At 33.3% G+C, this 19993-nt stretch carries 20 protein-coding genes; 15 read left to right on the top strand and 5 right to left on the bottom strand.

What is annotated here, in order from left to right; translation table 11 throughout:
• Nucleotides 1-61: 61 nt before the first annotated feature.
• The 15 genes from NTX22_05175 (at nt 62) to NTX22_05105 (ending at nt 13037) form a co-directional block, all read left to right on the top strand.
• On the top strand, nt 62-1003 hold the full coding sequence (locus tag NTX22_05175) for a cytochrome c (protein MCX6149899.1): 942 nt from the start codon (nt 62-64) through the stop codon (nt 1001-1003).
• 5 nt (nt 1004-1008) lie between these two features.
• Nucleotides 1009-1854: an SCO family protein gene (locus tag NTX22_05170; GenBank protein ID MCX6149898.1), complete on the top strand. Its 846-nt coding sequence runs from the start codon at nt 1009-1011 to the stop codon at nt 1852-1854.
• A gap of 3 nt (nt 1855-1857) precedes the next feature.
• A complete protein-coding gene (locus tag NTX22_05165; GenBank protein ID MCX6149897.1) occupies nt 1858-3486 on the top strand; it encodes a cbb3-type cytochrome c oxidase subunit I in 1629 nt (542 codons plus the stop codon).
• Nucleotides 3486-4127, top strand: a complete 642-nt coding sequence (locus tag NTX22_05160; protein MCX6149896.1) for a cytochrome c oxidase subunit 3 — start codon at nt 3486-3488, stop codon at nt 4125-4127. Before NTX22_05165 ends, NTX22_05160 begins: the two co-directional genes overlap by 1 nt.
• An 8-nt stretch (nt 4128-4135) precedes the next feature.
• Nucleotides 4136-4426, top strand: coding sequence for a cytochrome C oxidase subunit IV family protein (locus NTX22_05155; protein MCX6149895.1), 291 nt, complete (start codon nt 4136-4138; stop codon nt 4424-4426).
• A gap of 10 nt (nt 4427-4436) precedes the next feature.
• Nucleotides 4437-5051: a cytochrome c oxidase subunit II gene (gene coxB, locus NTX22_05150; protein ID MCX6149894.1), complete on the top strand. Its 615-nt coding sequence runs from the start codon at nt 4437-4439 to the stop codon at nt 5049-5051.
• A gap of 605 nt (nt 5052-5656) precedes the next feature.
• Complete coding sequence (locus tag NTX22_05145) at nt 5657-6529, top strand: protoheme IX farnesyltransferase (protein ID MCX6149893.1); 873 nt, start codon at nt 5657-5659, stop codon at nt 6527-6529.
• A 41-nt stretch (nt 6530-6570) separates the two neighbouring features.
• The gene (locus NTX22_05140; GenBank protein ID MCX6149892.1) at nt 6571-7908 is read left to right on the top strand and encodes a c-type cytochrome; all 1338 of its coding nucleotides are present in this window, start codon (nt 6571-6573) and stop codon (nt 7906-7908) included.
• Between the two features lie 203 nt (nt 7909-8111).
• Nucleotides 8112-8711: an SOS response-associated peptidase family protein gene (locus tag NTX22_05135; protein MCX6149891.1), complete on the top strand. Its 600-nt coding sequence runs from the start codon at nt 8112-8114 to the stop codon at nt 8709-8711.
• Nucleotides 8712-8981: 270 nt separating this feature from the next.
• The gene (locus NTX22_05130; protein ID MCX6149890.1) at nt 8982-9869 is read left to right on the top strand and encodes an EVE domain-containing protein; all 888 of its coding nucleotides are present in this window, start codon (nt 8982-8984) and stop codon (nt 9867-9869) included.
• Nucleotides 9870-10041: 172 nt separating this feature from the next.
• A complete protein-coding gene (locus NTX22_05125; protein ID MCX6149889.1) occupies nt 10042-11040 on the top strand; it encodes an NAD(P)-dependent alcohol dehydrogenase in 999 nt (332 codons plus the stop codon).
• 101 nt (nt 11041-11141) lie between these two features.
• Nucleotides 11142-11378 (top strand): PhzF family phenazine biosynthesis protein, encoded by a 237-nt coding sequence (locus NTX22_05120; protein MCX6149888.1) that lies wholly within the window; start codon nt 11142-11144, stop codon nt 11376-11378.
• 62 nt (nt 11379-11440) lie between these two features.
• The gene (locus NTX22_05115; protein ID MCX6149887.1) at nt 11441-11728 is read left to right on the top strand and encodes a nucleotidyltransferase domain-containing protein; all 288 of its coding nucleotides are present in this window, start codon (nt 11441-11443) and stop codon (nt 11726-11728) included.
• Nucleotides 11718-12062 carry a DUF86 domain-containing protein gene (locus NTX22_05110; GenBank protein MCX6149886.1) on the top strand — a complete coding sequence of 115 codons (345 nt, stop codon included), beginning with the start codon at nt 11718-11720 and terminating at the stop codon, nt 12060-12062. Before NTX22_05115 ends, NTX22_05110 begins: the two co-directional genes overlap by 11 nt.
• 72 nt (nt 12063-12134) lie before the next feature.
• Nucleotides 12135-13037, top strand: coding sequence for a PhzF family isomerase (locus NTX22_05105; GenBank protein MCX6149885.1), 903 nt, complete (start codon nt 12135-12137; stop codon nt 13035-13037).
• A gap of 12 nt (nt 13038-13049) precedes the next feature.
• On the opposite strand, the gene proC is transcribed toward NTX22_05105, so the two are convergent.
• The 5 genes from proC to thrA are packed head-to-tail and all read right to left on the bottom strand — an operon-like array spanning nt 13050 to nt 19745.
• Nucleotides 13050-13868 (bottom strand): pyrroline-5-carboxylate reductase, encoded by an 819-nt coding sequence (gene proC, locus NTX22_05100; protein MCX6149884.1) that lies wholly within the window; start codon nt 13866-13868, stop codon nt 13050-13052.
• A gap of 28 nt (nt 13869-13896) precedes the next feature.
• Nucleotides 13897-15198, bottom strand: coding sequence for a threonine synthase (gene thrC / locus NTX22_05095; protein MCX6149883.1), 1302 nt, complete (start codon nt 15196-15198; stop codon nt 13897-13899).
• A gap of 45 nt (nt 15199-15243) precedes the next feature.
• Nucleotides 15244-16182, bottom strand: a complete 939-nt coding sequence (locus tag NTX22_05090; GenBank protein ID MCX6149882.1) for a homoserine kinase — start codon at nt 16180-16182, stop codon at nt 15244-15246.
• A gap of 34 nt (nt 16183-16216) precedes the next feature.
• Nucleotides 16217-17278, bottom strand: a complete 1062-nt coding sequence (asd, locus tag NTX22_05085) for an aspartate-semialdehyde dehydrogenase (GenBank protein ID MCX6149881.1) — start codon at nt 17276-17278, stop codon at nt 16217-16219.
• A gap of 10 nt (nt 17279-17288) precedes the next feature.
• A complete protein-coding gene (thrA, locus tag NTX22_05080) occupies nt 17289-19745 on the bottom strand; it encodes a bifunctional aspartate kinase/homoserine dehydrogenase I (protein ID MCX6149880.1) in 2457 nt (818 codons plus the stop codon).
• Nucleotides 19746-19993: the final 248 nt, after the last annotated feature.

The following is a 19993-nucleotide window of genomic DNA, read 5'->3' as shown; positions in this document are numbered from 1 at the left end:
TTTGAAATTCGTAATTTCTAATTTCAAACTTAGAATTTAAATATTTATTTATGGGTATGGAATGGTTAACAAACCTGAATTAGATGAAATTAAGTTTAAGAATGTCGTAAAAACTCCAATCCGATGGTTTGGTTTAATCTACTTTTATTTTGCAATAGTGACGATTGTTGTTGGACTCAATTATGTATCTAATTTAGAGGTGATTAAACGAAACGGCTTGACTCCAGCCTTAATTGATTCAGCAAATTACTTTAAAGATATAGTTGTAGTAAAGGGAAGCATTTCTAAGGGAATTGAATTAAAGTCATTATTCAATCCAACTGCTGATATGATAAAAAAAGGAGAAACACTTTTTAAAGCAAATTGTGTTTCCTGCCATGGGGAAAATGGAATGGGAGATGGTGTGGCTGGAACAGTACTTAATCCAAAGCCAAGAAACTTCCATTCAAAAGATAGTTGGAAAAATGGAAGAAAATTTTCGGAGATATTTAAAACTTTGAATGAAGGAATTGCTGGCAGCGGAATGCCTTCTTATAGTTATTTTCCTTCTGAGGATAGAGTCAATATTATTTTCTATGTAAGAGGATTCGCTGGCGATTTCCCCAAATTAGAACAAACGGAAATTGATGGCTTGAATAAACAGTATAATTTGGTTGAGGGAAAAACCGTTCCTTCACAAATTCCAATCTTAGTTGCTAAAGAAAAACAAACTTTAGATGCAGCCCCAAAAGTTGAAAAAATTTATTCGATAGCATCTTCAATAAATAATAATCCAAATGAAGCTGGGGCAAAATTATTAAATCGGGTTTCGCAAGATAAGATCAGAATTATATCTTTTTTAAATGATTCCAATGAATGGAACGCAAGTATAAATGATTTCGTGAAAACGGTTATATCAACATCATCCGTAAATGGATTTAATACAAACATAGTTTCTCTTTCAATCCGTGAGTGGAACGAATTGTATCAATACCTGAATAAATTGTTTTATCAAAAGAGTTAAACAGCATGAAACATTTAAAAAAACTCCGTGTCTCCGTGTCTCCGTGGTTAAAGTTTTCTTCTTCATTGCAAAGAAACAGAATATTAAAGATAATAGCGGTTTTATTTTTACTTATTAATTCTGGTTACACAAAAGATCAGAACCATGTTGATGTTGGGATTGATGAAAAACTTGGAAGTTATATTCCCTTAGACATTAGTTTTAATAATGAAAAGGGTGAACTGGTAAAACTAAATCAACTAATTAAGCAACCAACGATTTTGGCATTGGTCTATTATCATTGCCCGGCGGTTTGCAGCCCATTATTAAATGGTTTAACAGAAGTAGTTGATAAGCTGGATTTGGAACCACAAAAAGATTTTGATGTTATTACACTAAGTTTCGATCATAGTGAAGGACCAACAGCAGCTAATAAATGGAAGAAGGAACATCTTGCTTCTATGAAAAGAGATTTTCCGGAAAGTGCATGGACATTCTTAACCGGAGATAGTATTTCAATTAAAAAACTTACAGATGCAGTTGGCTTTTATTTTAAGCGCGATACTGACAGCAGTTTTCTTCATTACGGAACGCTGATCATTCTATCTGAAAAAGGAATGATTTCACGTTACATTTTTGGAATCCAATTCAATCAGTTTGATGTTAAGATGGCTTTGCTTGAAGCTCAACGAGGAGAATATCGACCAACTATAAATAAGATTTTAACTTTTTGCTACAGCTACGATAGATCAGGGAATAAGTATGTTTTTAATTTTCAAAAGATTGCTGGAGGAATAATATTGCTCTCTGCACTTATTCTGTTTACTGTTTTAATTATAAAAGAAAGAAAAAAATCGAAGGAGAAAATTTAATATATGAGTAATCACGCTCATTCAGGCGGATATGTAAATTTCTATGAAGAAAAAGGTAAGCATACTGGAATTTTATCCTGGCTACTAACAACTGATCATAAAAGAATAGGAATTCTATATCTGTGCTCTTTAGTTTTTTTCTTTTTGATCGGTGCCATAATTGGAATCTTAATGCGCCTGGAAATGCTTAGCCCTGGAGAAACAATTATGGGTGCACAAACCTATAATTCACTTTTTACATTGCATGGAATAATTATGATATTCCTTTTTGTAATCCCCGGTATTCCTCCAGTATTTGGCAATTTCTTTTTACCAATTCAAATTGGTGCTAAAGATGTTTCTTTTCCAAGATTGAATTTACTGTCCTGGTATTTATATATTTCTGGTGGTATTCTTGCCATTCTTTCGATGTTTCTAAAAGGTGGACCGATAGATACTGGTTGGACATTTTACGTTCCTTATAGTTTAAGAACTGGAACAGATGTTTCGTGGGCAATATTTGCTGCATTCATTCTCGGTTTTTCATCAATTCTTACCGGATTAAATTTTATCACCACGATTCATAGAATGCGTGCACCGGGAATGAGTTGGTTTAAAATGCCGCTTTTTCCATGGTCACTTTACGCAACTGGCTGGATTCAAATTTTAGCAACGCCAATTATCGGAATTACAATTATTCTTGTAATTATAGAAAGACTATTTAAGATTGGGGTTTTCGATCCTACGCTCGGCGGTGATCCAATTCTTTATCAGCATTTATTCTGGACTTACTCTCATCCAGCAGTTTATATTATGATTCTTCCTGCGATGGGAGTTGTATCAGAAATTATAGCAACTTTTTCTCATCGAACGATTTTTGGATATAAAGCAATTGCAATGTCCAGCCTGGCAATTGCATTTGTTGGCTATTTTGTTTGGGGGCATCATATGTTTACCAGCGGAATGAGCGATACTTCACGATTTATATTTTCACTTTTAACATTCCTCGTTGCAATTCCAAGTGGAGTTAAAATATTTAACTGGGTTGCTACTATGTACAAAGGATCGATTGATCCCCGAACTCCATTTCTATTTGTAATGGCATTCATATTTATTTTTTCAATTGGTGGATTAACGGGTTTAGTTCTCGGTTCTTTATCAACTGATGTTCATTTAACGGATACTTATTTTGTTGTGGCTCATTTCCACTTTGTGGTTTTTGGTGGGACCGGTTTTATATTTTTTGCTGCACTCCATTATTGGTTTCCTAAAATGTTTGGTAAAATGTATAATGAAAAAATTTCTAAAATTTCAGTTGCAATTATAACCTGGGGATTCCTTCAATTATATTTTCCATTTTTTATCCTTGGTTATGAGGGAATGCCGAGAAGATATTTTGATTACCTGCCACAGTTTCAAACATTGCATGTAATATCAACAATAGGTTCCTGGATTATGGTTTCCGGAATCTTACTGATGTTTTATAATTTGTTTAATGGTCTTAGAAAAGGTGAGAAAGCTGAAATGAATCCCTGGGGTGGAATGACTTTAGAATGGACGATTCCCTCGCCACCTCCTTTAGAAAATTTTGAAAAGATTCCAACAATAACTCATGGACCATACGATTATCATTTATTGGAGGAGGAAAAGTAATGGATAATATTTCTGAAGTTACTTTAACCAAAACCATCCACGAAGAACACGGACACAAAGATGCCGAAGGTGCCAAACTTGGTATGTGGTTATTCCTTTTAACAGAGCTATTATTATTTGGAGGTTTATTTGTTATTTATGGAACGTACAGGTACTTGAATCCAGAAGCATTTCATATCGCTTCGCTGGAATTAAATATATCTGTCGGTACTTTAAATACTTTCATTCTGCTAACTAGTTCTTTGACTGTTGCAATGTCCATAACAGCATTGCAGAAAGGACAGAAGGTTTTATCTTTAATTCTTATCGGCTCAACAATACTTTTTGCGCTGGCGTTTTTAGTAAATAAATATTTTGAATGGTCAGCTAAATTCCAGCATGGAATATTTCCAGGTTCACCGGAATTAGCAAACAAACCTGCTGGTGAAGTTTTGTATTTTGGATTATACTATACTATGACGGGTTTGCATGGTGTACACGTATTTGTTGGGATTGTGATTTTATCTTTTATATTTGTTTTTGTTGCCAGGGATAAAATTACACCCAATGATTTTGCGAAGCTGGAAAACTCAGCGCTTTACTGGCATCTTGTTGATATCATCTGGATATTCTTATTCCCATTGTTTTATTTAATCAAATAGGAAAAAATATGAGCAATAAAGAATCTCATACTCATATAGTTGGTTACGGAACTTATGTTTTTATTTGGCTAACTCTGCTTGCGCTTACCGCACTTACTGTAACAGTTTCTGGAATTCATTTTGGAAATATTACATTGTTGATTGCTATTATAATTGCAATAGTTAAAGCAGGATTAGTTCTAAACATTTTTATGCATATCAAATATGATGATGTTGTTTTTAAGGTATTTGTTATTGTTGGCACATTAACTTTAGTTGCAATTATTGTTTTAACATTCTCAGATTATCTGTTCAGATGAGGGGAATAATATGAAGATTGGTATTTCAGATTACGTAAACCAGGTAGACAATGTTTTTCTATTCATAGTAATCATTTCTATTATTATACTCGTAGGCGTTACAGTAACGATGATTTACTTTGTAATAAAGTATAATAGAAAGAGACATCCTATAGCTGAGAATATTGAAGGCAATACGATGTTGGAAATAACCTGGATTGCAATTCCAACAATTTTAGTAGTAGCAATGTTTTATTTTGGCTACACAAGTTTTAGAACGATGAGGACAATTCCAAAAAATGCGGTTGTAATTCACGTTCAGGGACAAATGTGGAAGTGGAGCTTTAAATATGCTAACGGAAAGAAATATGATACCTTATATGTTCCAGTTGGAAAGACAATCAAATTGTTACTAACATCAATTGATGTGAATCATGCTTTTTATATTCCTGCTTTCCGGCTTAAGGAAGATGTTGTACCGGGAAGAGAAAATTATTTGGCTTTTACTCCGGATAAGGTTGGAACTTACGATATAGCCTGTGCGGAATATTGCGGCTTAAAGCATTCATATATGTATAATAAAATTCATGTTATTCCGCAGGAAGAGTTTAAGAAGTGGGTGAATGAGAAAGAAGTTATTAAATAAGGTTAGTATTAAGTTTCTTTTGTATAACTGAATGGAAATTTTATGTGATCAAAAAGCGAAATCCATATTTGGAGGATAATGCATTAATCTTACGCTTTAATTTGGGAGAGTAATGCATAAACCCCACGCTTCATCGTGGGGAAAGGAAAACTAAAATAAACGGGCTTTAGCCCAAAAGATTAAAGGAATTATGTCACACGTTAAAATTTGGATCCACACAGTTTGGTGTACGAAGAACCATGTTCGCATACTTTCCAACGATGTTAGGCAACAACTTTTTGATCATATACGTAAAAATGCAAAGGAAAAACAGATTCATAGTGAGTATGAGGAATTTATTAGAAAGTTTGACTTCACGCTTGCTGGATTCAAGATCCAACGCTTGACTGGTAGTAAAAATAATGAGAGTGTGGAAATGGAAGAACATCATGGCTAAAGCCCCTCTTCAGTTATATAGTTACCCCACGATAAATCGTGGGGTTAGCTCATTGTGTGTGTTGTTATGAGTAATCCAAATAAATAGTTTGAGTGTTAAAACTCGTTGAGAAAACTTACTGCTTTGTAAGGGCCGAAACTAAATAAAACTTATTGAAAGAAAATAAATTTTGAACAGATTAAAAAAGTACATAAACATTTTTATTGAGCTGGGAAAAGTAAGAATAACTTTCTTTGTTGCATTTTCAACATCTGCTGGATTTATTCTTGCTAACAGCAGAATAGATTTGAGAATATTTTTTTCTTCGATTGGAGTATTTCTTTTAGCCTGCGGGTCTTCTGCTATTAATCATTACCAGGAAAAAAGATCTGATGGCTTGATGGATAGAACAAAAATGCGCCCATTACCATCTGGAGAATTGAAGGAATCTCAGGCAATAATTTTTATAGTTAGCTCTTTAGCAACTGGATTTATTGTTCTTTATATATTCACCAATCTAACTGCAGTTGGTCTGGGTGTTTTAGCTGTTCTCTGGTATAATGCTTTTTATACTCCACTTAAGAAGGTTACAGCATTAGCCGTTGTACCGGGCGCGCTAATTGGCTCCATTCCTCCAATGATTGGATTTGTTTCTGGCGGAGGATATTTGTTTAATCCAGAAATTATAGCTTTAGCATTGTTCTTTTTTATCTGGCAGATACCACATTTTTGGCTTCTGCTTTTATTGTACGATAAAGATTATGAGAAAGCTGGTTTTCCTACACTAACAAAATTGTTTACAACTGAACAGCTTTCTAGAATAACATATATCTGGATAGTTGCTTTAGCAGCAAGTTGCTTGCTCATTCCGTTTTTTGGAATTGTGAACAACCTGGTAATTAATATATTCCTGGTTTTATCAGGTGTGTGGTTAATCTGGAAAACAAAAAGTCTGCTGGTTAAGCATTCTGAAAGAATAACTTTTAGATTCGCATTCAGGGAGATAAATACTTTTGTTTTGGTTGTAGTTCTTGTGCTGACAGTAAATAAGTTGTTCTATTAATATTTACAAACATAAGTTAATTGATTGTGAGGATTTTATAAATGGAATTTCTTGAAAAGCTGGTTGTCGTTCAATCAGCGGATAACTTAAGTTTTTTAATTTACATCCTGATAACATCTTTTATTCTTCTAATCCCATATGCAGGATTGGTAAACGCGGCATCATTGTTATCTTACATATTTAACAAACTTGGCAACAAGAAAAATAATGAACTGTATTTAAGATTTTCCCGCGACTTGATAACTATTGCTGCATATAAAAAAGGATTTATGTTCACACTCGGTATTGTACCATTATTGTCCATCGGATTTTCTTATACGCAATTGTTCCACCAAATAGATTCGCCGGTAATAACCTATTTGTTCTTATCAATAATTCTTTTTATCGCTGGTATCTTTTTGCTTTTCCTTTATAAATATTCTTTCAGATTAGATAACCTGTTAAAAGAAACCGGCGTTAAGGAAAGTAGTAACAGCAGCGAAGTAAATAGTTTTATTAAGAGGAATTTTAATCTCATCAATAAAACTGCACTGTGGGGGATTATTTTATTTTATGTCTCAACATTTATTTTGATGGGCTGCATTGAATTTTCCATTACAACGATATTCTATCATTCAAATGTTGGTTTCTTTAGTACTCTGTTCAGCGTTCCATCTTTAACGAAATATTTATCCTTCCTAACACTTGCTGTTTCCATTTTGAGCATTACAGTTTTATTTTACTTCAACAGGATTATAGACATTACAGATGTTGTTTCTAATGAATATAAAAGTTTTGTAAATAAGTTTGCATTAACGATTGGAATAATTTCCGTAATTGTTCTACCAGTATTTATTATTGCAAATATTTTAGTAATTCCTTATTTCGCATTAACCGGTACCTCATATTCAATTACCGCAATAATTCTTTTACTGCTTTTTCTTGTAACACATTATTTTTATGCGATGATTAAGGAATCTAATCTGAAATATATTACTCACGTTTTTTCTTTAGTTATTATAGTTTCTGTGCTGTTTGTTATAAATGATCAGGCTTCATTCGGTACCTCATCAAAGAAACAGATTTTAGTTTTATCCCAGGAATATGATAAAATGATGGTGGCGATTAAAGAGAAGTCCGGAACTGCACCGGCAATAAACGGACAGGAAATATTTGAAGGAAGATGTTCCGCATGCCATAGATTTGATAGGAAGTTAGTTGGTCCAGCATATAAGGATGTACTACCTAAATATGAAGGAAAGCAAGGTGAACTTGTTTCTTTTATTATGAATCCCGTTAAGATGAACCCAAACTTTCCTCCAATGCCAAATCAGAGCTTAAAGCAGAAAGAAGCTGAAGCTATTGCTGATTATATTATGAAAACTTATAAAACGAAATAAGAAGTTAGCAAAGGCGAAACCTAAAGGGGATTTATTAGGGGGACATAAATTTAGCAGCAACCTAATTTTAAAATATATCGACTTATGCTAATCAGAATAAATTACTAACAAAAAGATTTTTCCTGAACACAGTTAGATCGTTTGGTTGACTAATAAGCTGAAAGAGTAATTTAAAATGAGCTATAAAAAAAAAGGATTTAGATATGTGTGGTAGATTTGAAAGCAAAAATATAGAAAAAATGGTTGAAAATTTGTTTAGAGAATTAAATTTAAAAGTTGAAGTTGATGAAGAAATATCGAAACGGAGCCAGGAAGATATAAGACCAACGGAAAAAATTCTAAGTGTTATTTTAAAGGAAGATATTTACCGTCTTACAAAAGTCCATTGGGGAATTAAGTTTAAGGAAGATTCACCGCTTATATTCAATTCACGAATTGAAACAATAAAAGAAAAAACATACTGGAATAAATTATTGGCAAATAATAAATGTATTGTACCAATGACAGGATTTTATGAGTGGAAAACAGAGGGAAGAAAAAAAATTAAGTACAAAATGTTTTTACCAGATCAACCAATATTTTTTGTACCTGCTATTTACCACAAGGATAAAGAAGAAAAGATTTATGCTTCATTAATTACAACGGTACCGAATAAATTTATTGCTCAAATTCATCATAGAATGCCGGTAATTTTTGATTTGGAAAGCGCTATAAATTATTTAAATGATGATGTTGAGAAAAATATGGAAAGATGTTTACCTTATGACGACAAGAAAAAAATGGAAATGGAATTAGCCGACTAATGGCTAAAATAACATTACTAATTTTATAAATGATGTTGACAGTAAATTGGTTTTAACCTAATTTGGCTACAAAATTATTGAGGGGAAGTAAAATAGTGACCGACAGGAATTCAATCCGAAATTACACGCAGCTTGCGATGTTATTGCGAAAGACTGCTATACCCAAAATAATTCTTTATTATCTCCATTCAGATGAAAATTATAATTACAAAATAAAAGCTACAATTATTAAACTTTACAGTATCAGTTATAGTCAGGTGTCTTAAATCTATGCTTGAAAAAGATATAGAAAATTTAATTGCAAGTCATCCAGATGAGTTTTTCCCTTCTTGTGGTTTCAAGTTAATTGGTCAACAAATTAAACTTGGTAGATGCTTTGCGGATATAATTTTTGAAGATAGATTCAGCAGAAAAGTAATTGTTGAGGTTAAGCGTGGAATTCTTTCAAGAGATGCTTCTGGACAAGTAATGGAATATTATGGTTTATTAAAGAATGAACAACCTGAGGTCATTATTGAATTAATCTTGTGTGCCAATGTAATCCCCGTGGAAAGAAAAAAGTTTTTAGAAACAGTTGGGATTGAGTGTAAAGAACTTGGTATAAATTCCATAAATACAATTGCTGCAAAATATAATTATCGATTTCTTGATTCAGAACATAAAGAATCAATCGCCCAGACAGTAAATATTAGTTCAATTCCCGAGACGGAAAGAGTTTGGATATTTCAAGCTAATCCAAGGCGCTATGATATTTTAAATGCATTATCTGACGAAAAAATCGGTTCAGAAATTCATTGGTTAGTTAATCAGCATAGAAATGAAATTTCCAAAGGACATCTAGGAATAATCTGGCTGTCTGGTTCTGATGGAGGAATTTATGCTTTAACTGAGATTATTTCTAATCCTCAATTTATGCGCGAACCAGAAGACGAAGATAAATATTGGATTGATTCTTCAGATAAAGGAGAAGAAAAATTGCGTGTAAAGATGAAAGTATTAAAAAATTTGGTAAACATTCCTATCTACAAAAATGAAATAAGAAATACTGTTGGATTAGAAAACATTAGTATTTTTCGTCAGAGCCAAGGAACTAATTTTCCATTAACTACCGATGAGTGGCGCTTAATAAAAAACATAATATATAATCACAACACCTAACAAGTGCCGTAAGCCGAAAGCGTATTCGCATTTGGCATGTACGTAGTTATTGGTATTGTAGTTCTGGGCTTCTGGTTAAGTGCAGCTCTATTAGATATTGCAAACTTATAGAATAAATTGTCGTGAACTACATTTGAAATAATCGAATCAAAGTAATCTTAAAGGAATACTTATGAAAGCAATTGTATACACAAAATATGGATCACCAGAAGTTCTTCAACTTGCTGATGTAGAAAAACCAACTCCCAAAGACAACGAAGTTCTAATAAAAATATTCGCAATTACAGTAAATCGAACTGACTGTGGATTTCGCAAACCTGAATATCCGCTTATTATCAGGTTGGTCAATGGACTTTTTAATCCCAAAAGAAGAATATTAGGGACTGAGCTTGCTGGAGAGATTGAGGCAACCGGTAAGGATGTAAAAACATTTAAACCCGGCGATCAGGTTTTTGGATTAAGCACATCAAATTTTGGTGCTCATGCGGAATACATTTGTCTGCCCGAAGAATCATCGATAGCTACGAAGCCAAAGAATATAACTTACGAAGAGGCTGCGGCAATCTGTGATGGTGCATATTTAGCATTGGCAAATATTAAAAAAATTGATTTTAAGAATACACCAAAAATCCTAATCAATGGTGCTTCTGGATCTATTGGCTCGGCAGCGGTACAACTTGCTAAATATTTTGGTGCAGAAATTACTGCGGTATGCACTACAAATAATTTTGAGTTGGTGAAATCACTTGGTGCAATGGAAGTAATAGATTACACAAAAGAAGATTTTACAAAAATTGGACAATTGTATGATGCAGTTTTTGATGCGGTGGGTAAAAGTTCTTTTTTCCGTTGTAAAAAATTACTGAAACCCGGAGGAATTTATTTATCAACTGATCTTGGATTTTTATCTCAGAATATATTTTTAGCGCTGTTAACTCCAATCTTTGGAGGTAAAAAAGTTTTGTTCCCGATTCCAAAAGTCAGTAAAGAAGATATAGTTTTTTTCAAAGAACTCATCGAGGCAGGAAAGTACAGAGCAGTAATAGATAGAAGTTATCATCTGGAAGAAATAGTTGAGGCAACTAAATATGTTGAAACCGGCCAGAAAACTGGGAATGTAGTAATAACTATAGTGTCTGATGGGAACATTAGCGCAAGCGTCAATTCCTAAATCGCTAATCAAGCTGGTGTCAATTTGGCATCCAGCATTTTAGTAATTATTGGTTTTGCTCTTCTGTTAAATATATTTTTTAATAAATATTGGTTGCTGAATTGAGAGAATTAATATTTAAAATATATCGTATATATCAGGTAGATGCTTTTACAAAAGAACAGTTTAGAGGAAATCCTGATGAGGTTGTACCAAATGCAGATGGATTAACTGGCGAACAAATGCAAAACATTGCAAGAGAACTTAACAATTCAGAAACAGCATTTACTTGGTCGGCAAGATCCATACTTTTACAAGAGATTAAAACAATATTGTTAGCTTTGATGAAAATAGTATAGTGCTTTTTAGGATGTTTTCATTTATTTTTTAAAAAACAAATAAAATAGAATAAGTTAAAAATATGAGTAATGAATTTTCCGAAAAGATAGCAAACTGTTTTAGAAATAAACCTGTAAAAAGAGCATTTTTGTTTGGCTCTGCCTGTCGAAACGAAGAAGATGAACAAAGTGATATAGATATATTAGTTGAATTGGATTACTCTAAAACAATCGGTCTTGGTTTTGTAAGAATGAAGTTAGAATTGGAAGACTTATTAAATAGAAAAGTAGATCTTCTTTCAAGTAACAGTATCTCAAAGCATATTAAACCATTTATTGATGCAGAAAAAATATTAATATATGAGAAATAGTTTAGGTGATAAGGTACGTTTACAACACATTTATGATGCTATCCTCGAAATTGAATCATATGTTCAAACTACAACTTATGATATTTTCCAATCTACTACTATGATGCAGTATGCTTGCGTTAAGCAATTAGAAATTATTGGCGAAGCCGCTAATCATCTAACACCTCATTTCAAAAAACTCTATTCAGAAATACAATGGCGGGAAATAATAAGTCTTAGGAATATTTTGATCCACGAATATTTTGGAATTGATACAAAAATTATTTGGGATATAATCAAAACCGACATGGTTTCGTTGAAGCCACAAGTAAAAGAAATAATAGAACAAATCTAATCAAGACTCACTAATTGTTCTCCGGCTTTAAAACAATACTATTATGCAGTTATATAAATTGAGAGAATTGATGTGAAGAAATATCAGATATATCAGGTAGATGCTTTTACAACCGAACTATTTCGGGGTAATCCCGCTGGTGTTGTTCCAAACGCTGATGGATTAACAGACGAACAAATGCAAAACATTGCAAGGGAACTTAACAATTCAGAAACAGCATTTATTTTAGAACCAACCGAAAATACCCACGATGTATGGATTAGATTTTTTACTCCAACAATTGAAGTCCCGATTTGCGGACATGCAACCATAGCTGCTCATTATGTCCGATCAATAGAGAATAATTATGAATCCCGAACAGTAATTCAAAAAGTAGGCGCGGGTATCTTACAAGTTGAAATAATAAAAGAAAATAGTGATTATAAAATAATTATGACTCAGGGGAAAATAGAGTTTAATAGTCCATTCGAGTCAGGGACTAACAAAAAAATCTGTGAAGCACTTTATTTAAGTGAAAATGATTTAGATGAAAGGTGTCCGATACAAATCGTTTCAACCGGTCATTCAAAAGTGTTAATTGGTATTAAAAGTCAGACGACTCTGGATTCGCTAAAACCAAATATTGAAGCACTTACTGGAATTAGTAAAGAAATTAAATGCAATGGATATTTTGTATTTACATTTGATACGAATGAAGATAGTATTTTAACAAAAGGAAGAATGTTCGCTCCTGCCATAGGAATAAATGAAGACCCGGTTACCGGAAATGCAAATGGACCGCTGGGAGCTTACCTTGTTAAACATAAATTAGTAACCACTAACGGAAAAACATTTTCATTCAAAGGAAAGCAAGGAGAAGCAATTAACCGAACTGGCATTGTTGAAGTAGAAGTTGAAATAGAAAATGACTTTCCTAAAAAAGTAAAAATCGGTGGAAACGCAAAAATTGTTTTTAAAACAGAAATTGAGATATAAAAACTCTTAGAATTAATTTTTAGGTGAATATAATTTAGCTGCTTTTTCTGCTGATGTAACAATTCCTTTTATTAATGCCGAACTAAATCCGTTATGTTCCATCTGATTCAAGCCTGAGATTGTGCAGCCCATAGGTGTTGTAACTTTATCTACTTCACTTTCAGGATGTGTTAAACCCGATGTTAGAAGGGAAGCGGCGCCTTTAGCCGTTTGCGCTGCCATAAGTAAAGCGTCTTCAGCATGAAAACCGATTTCAATCCCACCCTGTGAAGCAGCACGAATTGCACGCAGGAAGAATGCTATCCCACAAGCGCATAACGCTGTTGCCGGTACCATTAACGATTCATTTATTACAAGCGTTAATCCTACTGAATCAAATATCTTTTTTGCTAATTCCAAAACTCCATCGCTGGCATCTGATGAAATGCACGTCATCGATTCCCGAATTGCAATTGCAGTATTAGGCATCGCTCTTACAATCGGGACTTTGTTTCCAATCTGTTCTCTTATTTCCTTAATAGATGCCCCGGAAACAATTGAGATAACGATATGTTTGTTGGGATTTATTTCCTTTTTTATTTCTGAAAGCAATCCATTTAATTGTTGTGGAGTAACAGAAATTATAATAATGTCTGAACTCTTAACAGCTTTTAAATTGTTCAGAGAAGTATTAAATCCTTTTTTAGAAAATGAAGAAAGCAATTCAGTTTTTCGTCTGGTAATGGAGATACTTTCCGGAGGATATAATTTAGAAGCGACTAATCCATTTGCAATTGCACTACCAATGTTACCGCCACCAAGAATTGCAATTTTGTTTCCTTTGTTTTTCATAATACCTCCGAATGATATTTTCTTAAAATTATTTGCCGATTAGAAATGATTTAAATTCATCAAATGAATTTGAAAGGATAACAGAATGTTTTTCCTTTACCAGACATTCTTTCAAACTATCAGGTAATTGAATTGATTTATTAATTACACTTTCTACTTCATCTTTAAATTTTGCTGGATGAGCAGTTTCCAATACTATTGAATTATAAATATTTGTTTCACCATTCAAATATTCTTTTAAAGCCAAATATCCAACTGCACCATGAGGATCAATTACATATTTATAATTTTCATAAATCTCTTTAATTGAATTACGGGTTTCATCATCAGAATATGAGCGGCTGAAAATTATTTTCTTGATCAGTTCATAATCATTCTTAAATAGAGAAATGATTCTTGCAAAGTTGCTTGGGTTTCCAACATCCATCGCGTTAGAAATAGTTTGTACTGATGGTTTAGGAATAAACAGTCCGGATTTGATATAATTTGTTACTACATCATTACTATTGCAAGCCGCAATAAATTTATGTACTGGTAAACCCATTTTAAAAGCAATTAAACCACCTGTTAAGTTTCCAAGGTTACCACTTGGTACAGAAAAAATAATTGGATTATTTTTTTCTTTAACCTGTGCGTAAGCATTAAAGTAATAAAATGATTGCGGAATTAATCTGGCAATATTTATTGAGTTTGCAGAAGTTAGATTCAGTTTGTCATTTAAATCCTTATCAGCAAAAGCTTCCTTCACTAACCGCTGGCAGTCATCAAATGTTCCTTCTACTTCTAAAGCTGTAATGTTTCCACCGAGCGTGGTTAATTGCTGCTCTTGAATTTTGCTGACTTTTCCAGAAGGGTAGAGCAGTATTACTTTGATTCCTTCAACATTGTAAAATCCATTTGCAACAGCGCTACCAGTATCGCCGGAAGTTGCCACCAGGATTACAATTTCCTTACTTTCATTTTTAATAAAATAGGAAAGTGTATTAGCCATAAATCTTGCGCCAAAATCTTTGAAAGCAAGAGTTGGTCCGTGAAATAATTCCAGCACAAAAAGATTTTTATTAAGCGAAACAATCGGACTTGGAAAATTGAAAGTCTGGTTTATAATGCTTTCTAAATCATCTTCTGCTATTTCATCTTCAATAAACTGTCTGGCAATTGTAAATGCTATTTCTTTAAAAGAAAGAGAAGAAATGTTTTTAAAAAATTCTTGCTCCATAACTGGAATTTGTGTTGGTAAGAATAACCCGCCATCATCAGCAATTCCTTTTTGAACAGCCTGCTTGAAGCTGACTAAATTATTTTTATTATTAGTGCTGTAATACTTCATAACTTAAATTTGAGATATTGGAATAGCTTAGAAATAAATAATACATTATTCCATATCAATTATTTTAGGTCCTTGTTTATTAATTTTTGAAACGAACACTGTGTTTGACAATTTAATATTATTTAATTGTTCTTTCATAACCTTGCCAATATTGTTAGCAACATCCTGCGAGTTTGATAATGCAAAAATTGCCGGACCTGATCCGGAAATATTGCATCCAAGTGCACCGGCTTCCATTGCAGAGAGTTTAACTTCATTATACCCTGGAATAAATGGGGATCGTACTGGTTCAACAATTACATCTATCAATGATCGGCTTATCAAATCAAAATCCTGCTTTAATAATCCAGCAATCAAACCAGCAGTATTCCCCCAATGTGTCTTTGCCAGCGATAATGGGATATCTTTTGGTAATAACTTCCTTGATTCTTTCGTGTTGATTTCAAGATGCGGATGAATCACAGTACAAAATAAATTTGAAGGAACAGGAATTTCCACAATATCAATTGGATTATAACCGCGGATTAAAATAAATCCACCAAATAGACAAGGTGCAACATTATCTGCATGCACAGCTCCGCTTGCAATTTTTTCACCTTCAATAGCAAATGGAAGGAGTTCTTTATTTGATAGACCAGTTCCCAACAATTCATTTAGAGCATATGCCGAAGCTACAGCACTTGCTGCACTCGATCCAAGTCCGCTTCCCAATGCCATCTTTTTATGAATTTCAATTTCAATTCCAATATTCATCCCAAGATGTTTTAATAAAGCAATAACAGGTGCCCCGGCAGTATTTTTATTTGGATCAAGCGGAAGCTTCCCATCATCACCTGTTATTTTGGAAATTGTTACACAGGAATTTTTACTTAATCGAACAACAACTTCATCACCAGGCTGATCGATTGCGAATCCCATCACATCAAAACCACAAGCTACATTTGAAACTGTGGCAGGAGCAAATACTCTGATTTCTTTGTGCATTTTGCTTTTACATTTTTGAATAAGTGATTACAAATTAATAATTAATATTTTTAAAGTATCCTTTTTCTATCATCAATTCTGCGTTAAGAATTGCTCCACCCGCAGCACCACGAATTGTGTTGTGGGAAAGAACTACAAATTTATAATCGAAAATAGGACATTCCCTCAGTCTGCCAATGCTTGCAGCCATGCCCTTATCCAAATTCCGATGCAATTTTGGTTGAGGATATTTATCCTCTTCAAAATAGTAAATTGGTTTAGCTGGAGCGAATGGAAGTTTTAATTCCTGGGCTATACTTGTAAAATCCTTCCAAACTTTTTTTATTTCCTCGATAGATGTTTTGCTTTTTAATTTTACCTGGACAGTTTCTAAATGACCATCCAATACTGCAACCCGGTTACATTGCGCACTTATTTTAAAATCAGAAAAATGAATTTTGTTATCTTCGAATTTCCCAAGGATTTTAAGCGGTTCAGTTTCCATCTTTTTTTCTTCACCACCAATGAACGGAACAACATTATCGATTATATCCAAAGAAGCTACCCCAGGATAACCTGCGCCAGATAAAGCTTGCATTGTTACAACATTTACTGCTTCAATTCCAAATGCATCATACAACGGTTTAAGAGCTAATACCAATCCAATGGTGGAACAATTAGGATTAGTTACTATTGCACCTTTACACTTCTGTAGCTTAATCAATTCAAGATGTTCGGGATTTACTTCCGGAATTAACAGCGGAACATCCTCATCAAACCGGTGATTCCTTGAATTAGAAATAACATAATATCCAGCATTTGCAAATTCAGTTTCAATGTCACCAGCAACACTTGCATCCAATCCAGAAAAAACAATTTTGCTTTTCAAATTAGGCAGGCAATCTTCAACAATTAAATTTCCAATATCTTCCGGAAGCTGAGATGATAATATCCAGTTAACAGCTTCTTTATATTTTTTACCGGAAGATCTTTCTGAGGCCGCAACTTCCTTAACAATAAACCATGGATGATTTGCAAGTAGTTCAATAAATTTTTGTCCAACGCTTCCGGTAGCACCTAAAACAGCAACTGATATTTTATTTTTCAATTCTTCCATTAGTTCTCCTTTAAATTAAATAATTACCAATTCGGATTATATCAGCAAAGATTCCGCCGGATGTAACTTCTGCACCAGCACCGGGACCTGCAATTACAATTGGTCTTTCGTTGTAATAAACTGTTTTGAATGCAACAATATTATCGTTGCCAGAAATAGAAAAAAACGGGTGGTTGCTATCTACTGACTGAAGAGAGACAACAGCTGATCCTTTTTCATATTTTGCTATATAACGTAAAGATTTTCCTTCCAAAGAAGCTTTTTCTCTGCGATCTTCGAACCACGAATCATTTTTTTCAAGCGATTTATAAAATTCTTCCAGAGATGATTTTTTTCTGCAGTTTAATGGAATCAAATTTTCTATTTGAATATCATTCAATTCAAGTTGGTAGCCAGCTTCTCTTACTAAAATTAATAATTTACGCGCAACGTCAAGTCCGTTCAAATCATCACGCGGATCCGGCTCTGTAAATCCTTTCTCCTGCGCTTCTTTAAGAATTTTGGAAAATGGTTTGCTTCCATTAAAAGAGTTAAAAATGTAACTAAGCGTTCCCGATAAAATCCCTTCAATTTTTATAATTTTATCTCCGCTTGTTACCAGATCTTGCAGTGTACTTATTATTGGTAAGCCAGCGCCAACATTTGTTTCATAAAGAAATTTAACATTGTGTTTATGGGCTGCTTGCTTAAGTTTCAGATAAAATTCATAGTTACTCGAATTAGCTTTTTTGTTTGGTGTAACGATTGAAATACTTGACTGCAGAATTTCTAAGTATTTAGTCAACAATTGTTCGCTCGAAGTACAATCAACAAAAATGCTATTAGGAAGATTAAGTTCTGTCATCCTGGAAACAAATTCATTAAGATTCATTTGTTCTGTAGAATTGCTCAATCTTTCATCCCAATCTTTTATTGAAAGTCCTCTTGAATCGAACAACATTTTTCGACTGTTAGCAATCGCCATTATCTTAAGGTCAATAAATAATTCATTTGAAAGAAAGTCGAGTTGATTTTGAATCTGCTTGAATAAAGTTCTTCCAATTAAGCCGGTTCCAACCACAAATAGATTAATAGATTTATATTCTGATAAGAAAAAAGCATCGTGGATGGCATTTAACGCTTTAGCTTCATCTTCTTTTGGTATTACAACAGAAATGTTTAATTCGGACGAACCTTGCGCAATTGATACAATATTAATTCCATTCTTTCCAAGAGATTGAAATACTCTTCCTGATAATCCTGTTGCATTGCGCATATTTTCTCCAACAACAGCAATTATTGAAAGATTATTTTCAATAAAAACTTCTTCAACCATTCCATCGCGTATTTCATATTTTAACTCATCATCTATTAATTTTTTTGCTGTAGAAGCAAATTTTGGCAGAACGGCTAGGCAAAGTGAGTACTGTGATGATGCCATTGTAATCATCATTACATTAATTTTACCAACAGCTAAAGCATTTAGTATCCTTTGTCCAAATCCAGCAGCACCGGTCATTCCACTACCTTCAATGCGGAGAAGGGAAATGTTATCTATTGAGGATATACCTTTAATAGGAAATTTATTTTCCCCATTCCGCTTACCTATTAATGTTCCTGCAAATCCTGGATTAAAAGTATTCCTTATCCTGATAGGAATATTTTGTTCCATTGCAGGTTTCATTGTAGGGGGATGAATTACCTTAGCTCCAAAATGCGACATTTCCATTGCTTCTTCAAAACTAATATTAGGAATAGAAAAAGCTTTTTTTACTTTTCTAGGATCTGCAGTCATAATTCCATCAACGTCAGTCCAGATTTCAATTTCATCAACAGATAATGCAGCGCCAAATATTGATGCTGAATAGTCTGAACCACCGCGTCCAATTGTAGTGGTTTCATTGGTAGAAGTTGATCCAATAAATCCTGTTACTACCTGTAGACTTTTATGTTTCTGAAAATATGATCTTATTAATTCATTAGTAACTTCAAAATTTACTTTCGCAGATCCAAAAGTTTCATCAGTCTTAACTAAAAGACGGCTATCCAGAAATTCCGTTTTAATTTTCCGATCAATTAAACTTTGGGTAATAATAAATGAAGAGAGTCTTTCACCAAAACTCATAACATAATCCAGTGTTTTGGGTGATAATTCTTTTACCAAAAATATTCCATAGAGTACATTCTCAAGTTCTACCAAAGCAGTTTCCAATACATCGATTGCTTTTTTTTGGTTGGCAGTGGATATTAGTTGTTTAGCAGCATCCATATGCCTTAGTTTCAAATCTACAAATAAGGAACAATAATCGTCATGCGCTTTTGATGCCAGGTTACTCATTTTAATTAGAGAATCAGTTATCCCCTGGAATGCAGAGAATATAACTGCAACTCTTTTATTTTTTTTGTAGCTATGGATAACAATGTCAATTACGTTTTTAATCCTTTCAGGATTACCAACCGATGAACCGCCAAATTTTAAAACTTTCATATTTATTCTCAGTTAAAATTTGATTAATTATTAAATTAAAATATTCTCCATTTATCTACTACCAGACTTCTATAATTCTCTATTCTTCAAATTCAATAATAACTAAACAATCAAGCAACTATTATAATATACTCTTTAAAACAAAAAAACCGACTTAATCTCTGAAGTCGGTTTCTACATAAAAAAGTATGCAATGCCAACTTCAGCCCGTAAAGGGTGTAGGTGTTGTAGTATGCATTGTTGTAGAA

It is taken from the genome of Ignavibacteriales bacterium (assembly GCA_026390815.1).
GTDB lineage: Bacteria > Bacteroidota > Ignavibacteria > Ignavibacteriales > SURF-24 > JAPLFH01.
This window is presented reverse-complemented; position numbering and strand designations above follow the sequence as displayed.

Coding starts and splice junctions, on each gene's coding strand:
- coxB (MCX6149894.1), top strand. CDS start 4,437: ATGAAGATTGGTATTTCAGATTACGTAAACCAGGTAGACAATGTTTTT.
- proC (MCX6149884.1), bottom strand. CDS start 13,868: ATGAAAAACAAAGGAAACAAAATTGCAATTCTTGGTGGCGGTAACATT.
- NTX22_05175 (MCX6149899.1), top strand. CDS start 62: ATGGTTAACAAACCTGAATTAGATGAAATTAAGTTTAAGAATGTCGTA.
- NTX22_05165 (MCX6149897.1), top strand. CDS start 1,858: ATGAGTAATCACGCTCATTCAGGCGGATATGTAAATTTCTATGAAGAA.
- NTX22_05130 (MCX6149890.1), top strand. CDS start 8,982: ATGCTTGAAAAAGATATAGAAAATTTAATTGCAAGTCATCCAGATGAG.
- NTX22_05090 (MCX6149882.1), bottom strand. CDS start 16,182: ATGCACAAAGAAATCAGAGTATTTGCTCCTGCCACAGTTTCAAATGTA.
- NTX22_05140 (MCX6149892.1), top strand. CDS start 6,571: ATGGAATTTCTTGAAAAGCTGGTTGTCGTTCAATCAGCGGATAACTTA.
- NTX22_05170 (MCX6149898.1), top strand. CDS start 1,009: ATGAAACATTTAAAAAAACTCCGTGTCTCCGTGTCTCCGTGGTTAAAG.
- asd (MCX6149881.1), bottom strand. CDS start 17,278: ATGGAAGAATTGAAAAATAAAATATCAGTTGCTGTTTTAGGTGCTACC.
- thrA (MCX6149880.1), bottom strand. CDS start 19,745: ATGAAAGTTTTAAAATTTGGCGGTTCATCGGTTGGTAATCCTGAAAGG.
- NTX22_05160 (MCX6149896.1), top strand. CDS start 3,486: ATGGATAATATTTCTGAAGTTACTTTAACCAAAACCATCCACGAAGAA.
- NTX22_05155 (MCX6149895.1), top strand. CDS start 4,136: ATGAGCAATAAAGAATCTCATACTCATATAGTTGGTTACGGAACTTAT.
- NTX22_05115 (MCX6149887.1), top strand. CDS start 11,441: ATGAGTAATGAATTTTCCGAAAAGATAGCAAACTGTTTTAGAAATAAA.
- NTX22_05110 (MCX6149886.1), top strand. CDS start 11,718: ATGAGAAATAGTTTAGGTGATAAGGTACGTTTACAACACATTTATGAT.
- NTX22_05135 (MCX6149891.1), top strand. CDS start 8,112: ATGTGTGGTAGATTTGAAAGCAAAAATATAGAAAAAATGGTTGAAAAT.
- NTX22_05125 (MCX6149889.1), top strand. CDS start 10,042: ATGAAAGCAATTGTATACACAAAATATGGATCACCAGAAGTTCTTCAA.
- thrC (MCX6149883.1), bottom strand. CDS start 15,198: ATGAAGTATTACAGCACTAATAATAAAAATAATTTAGTCAGCTTCAAG.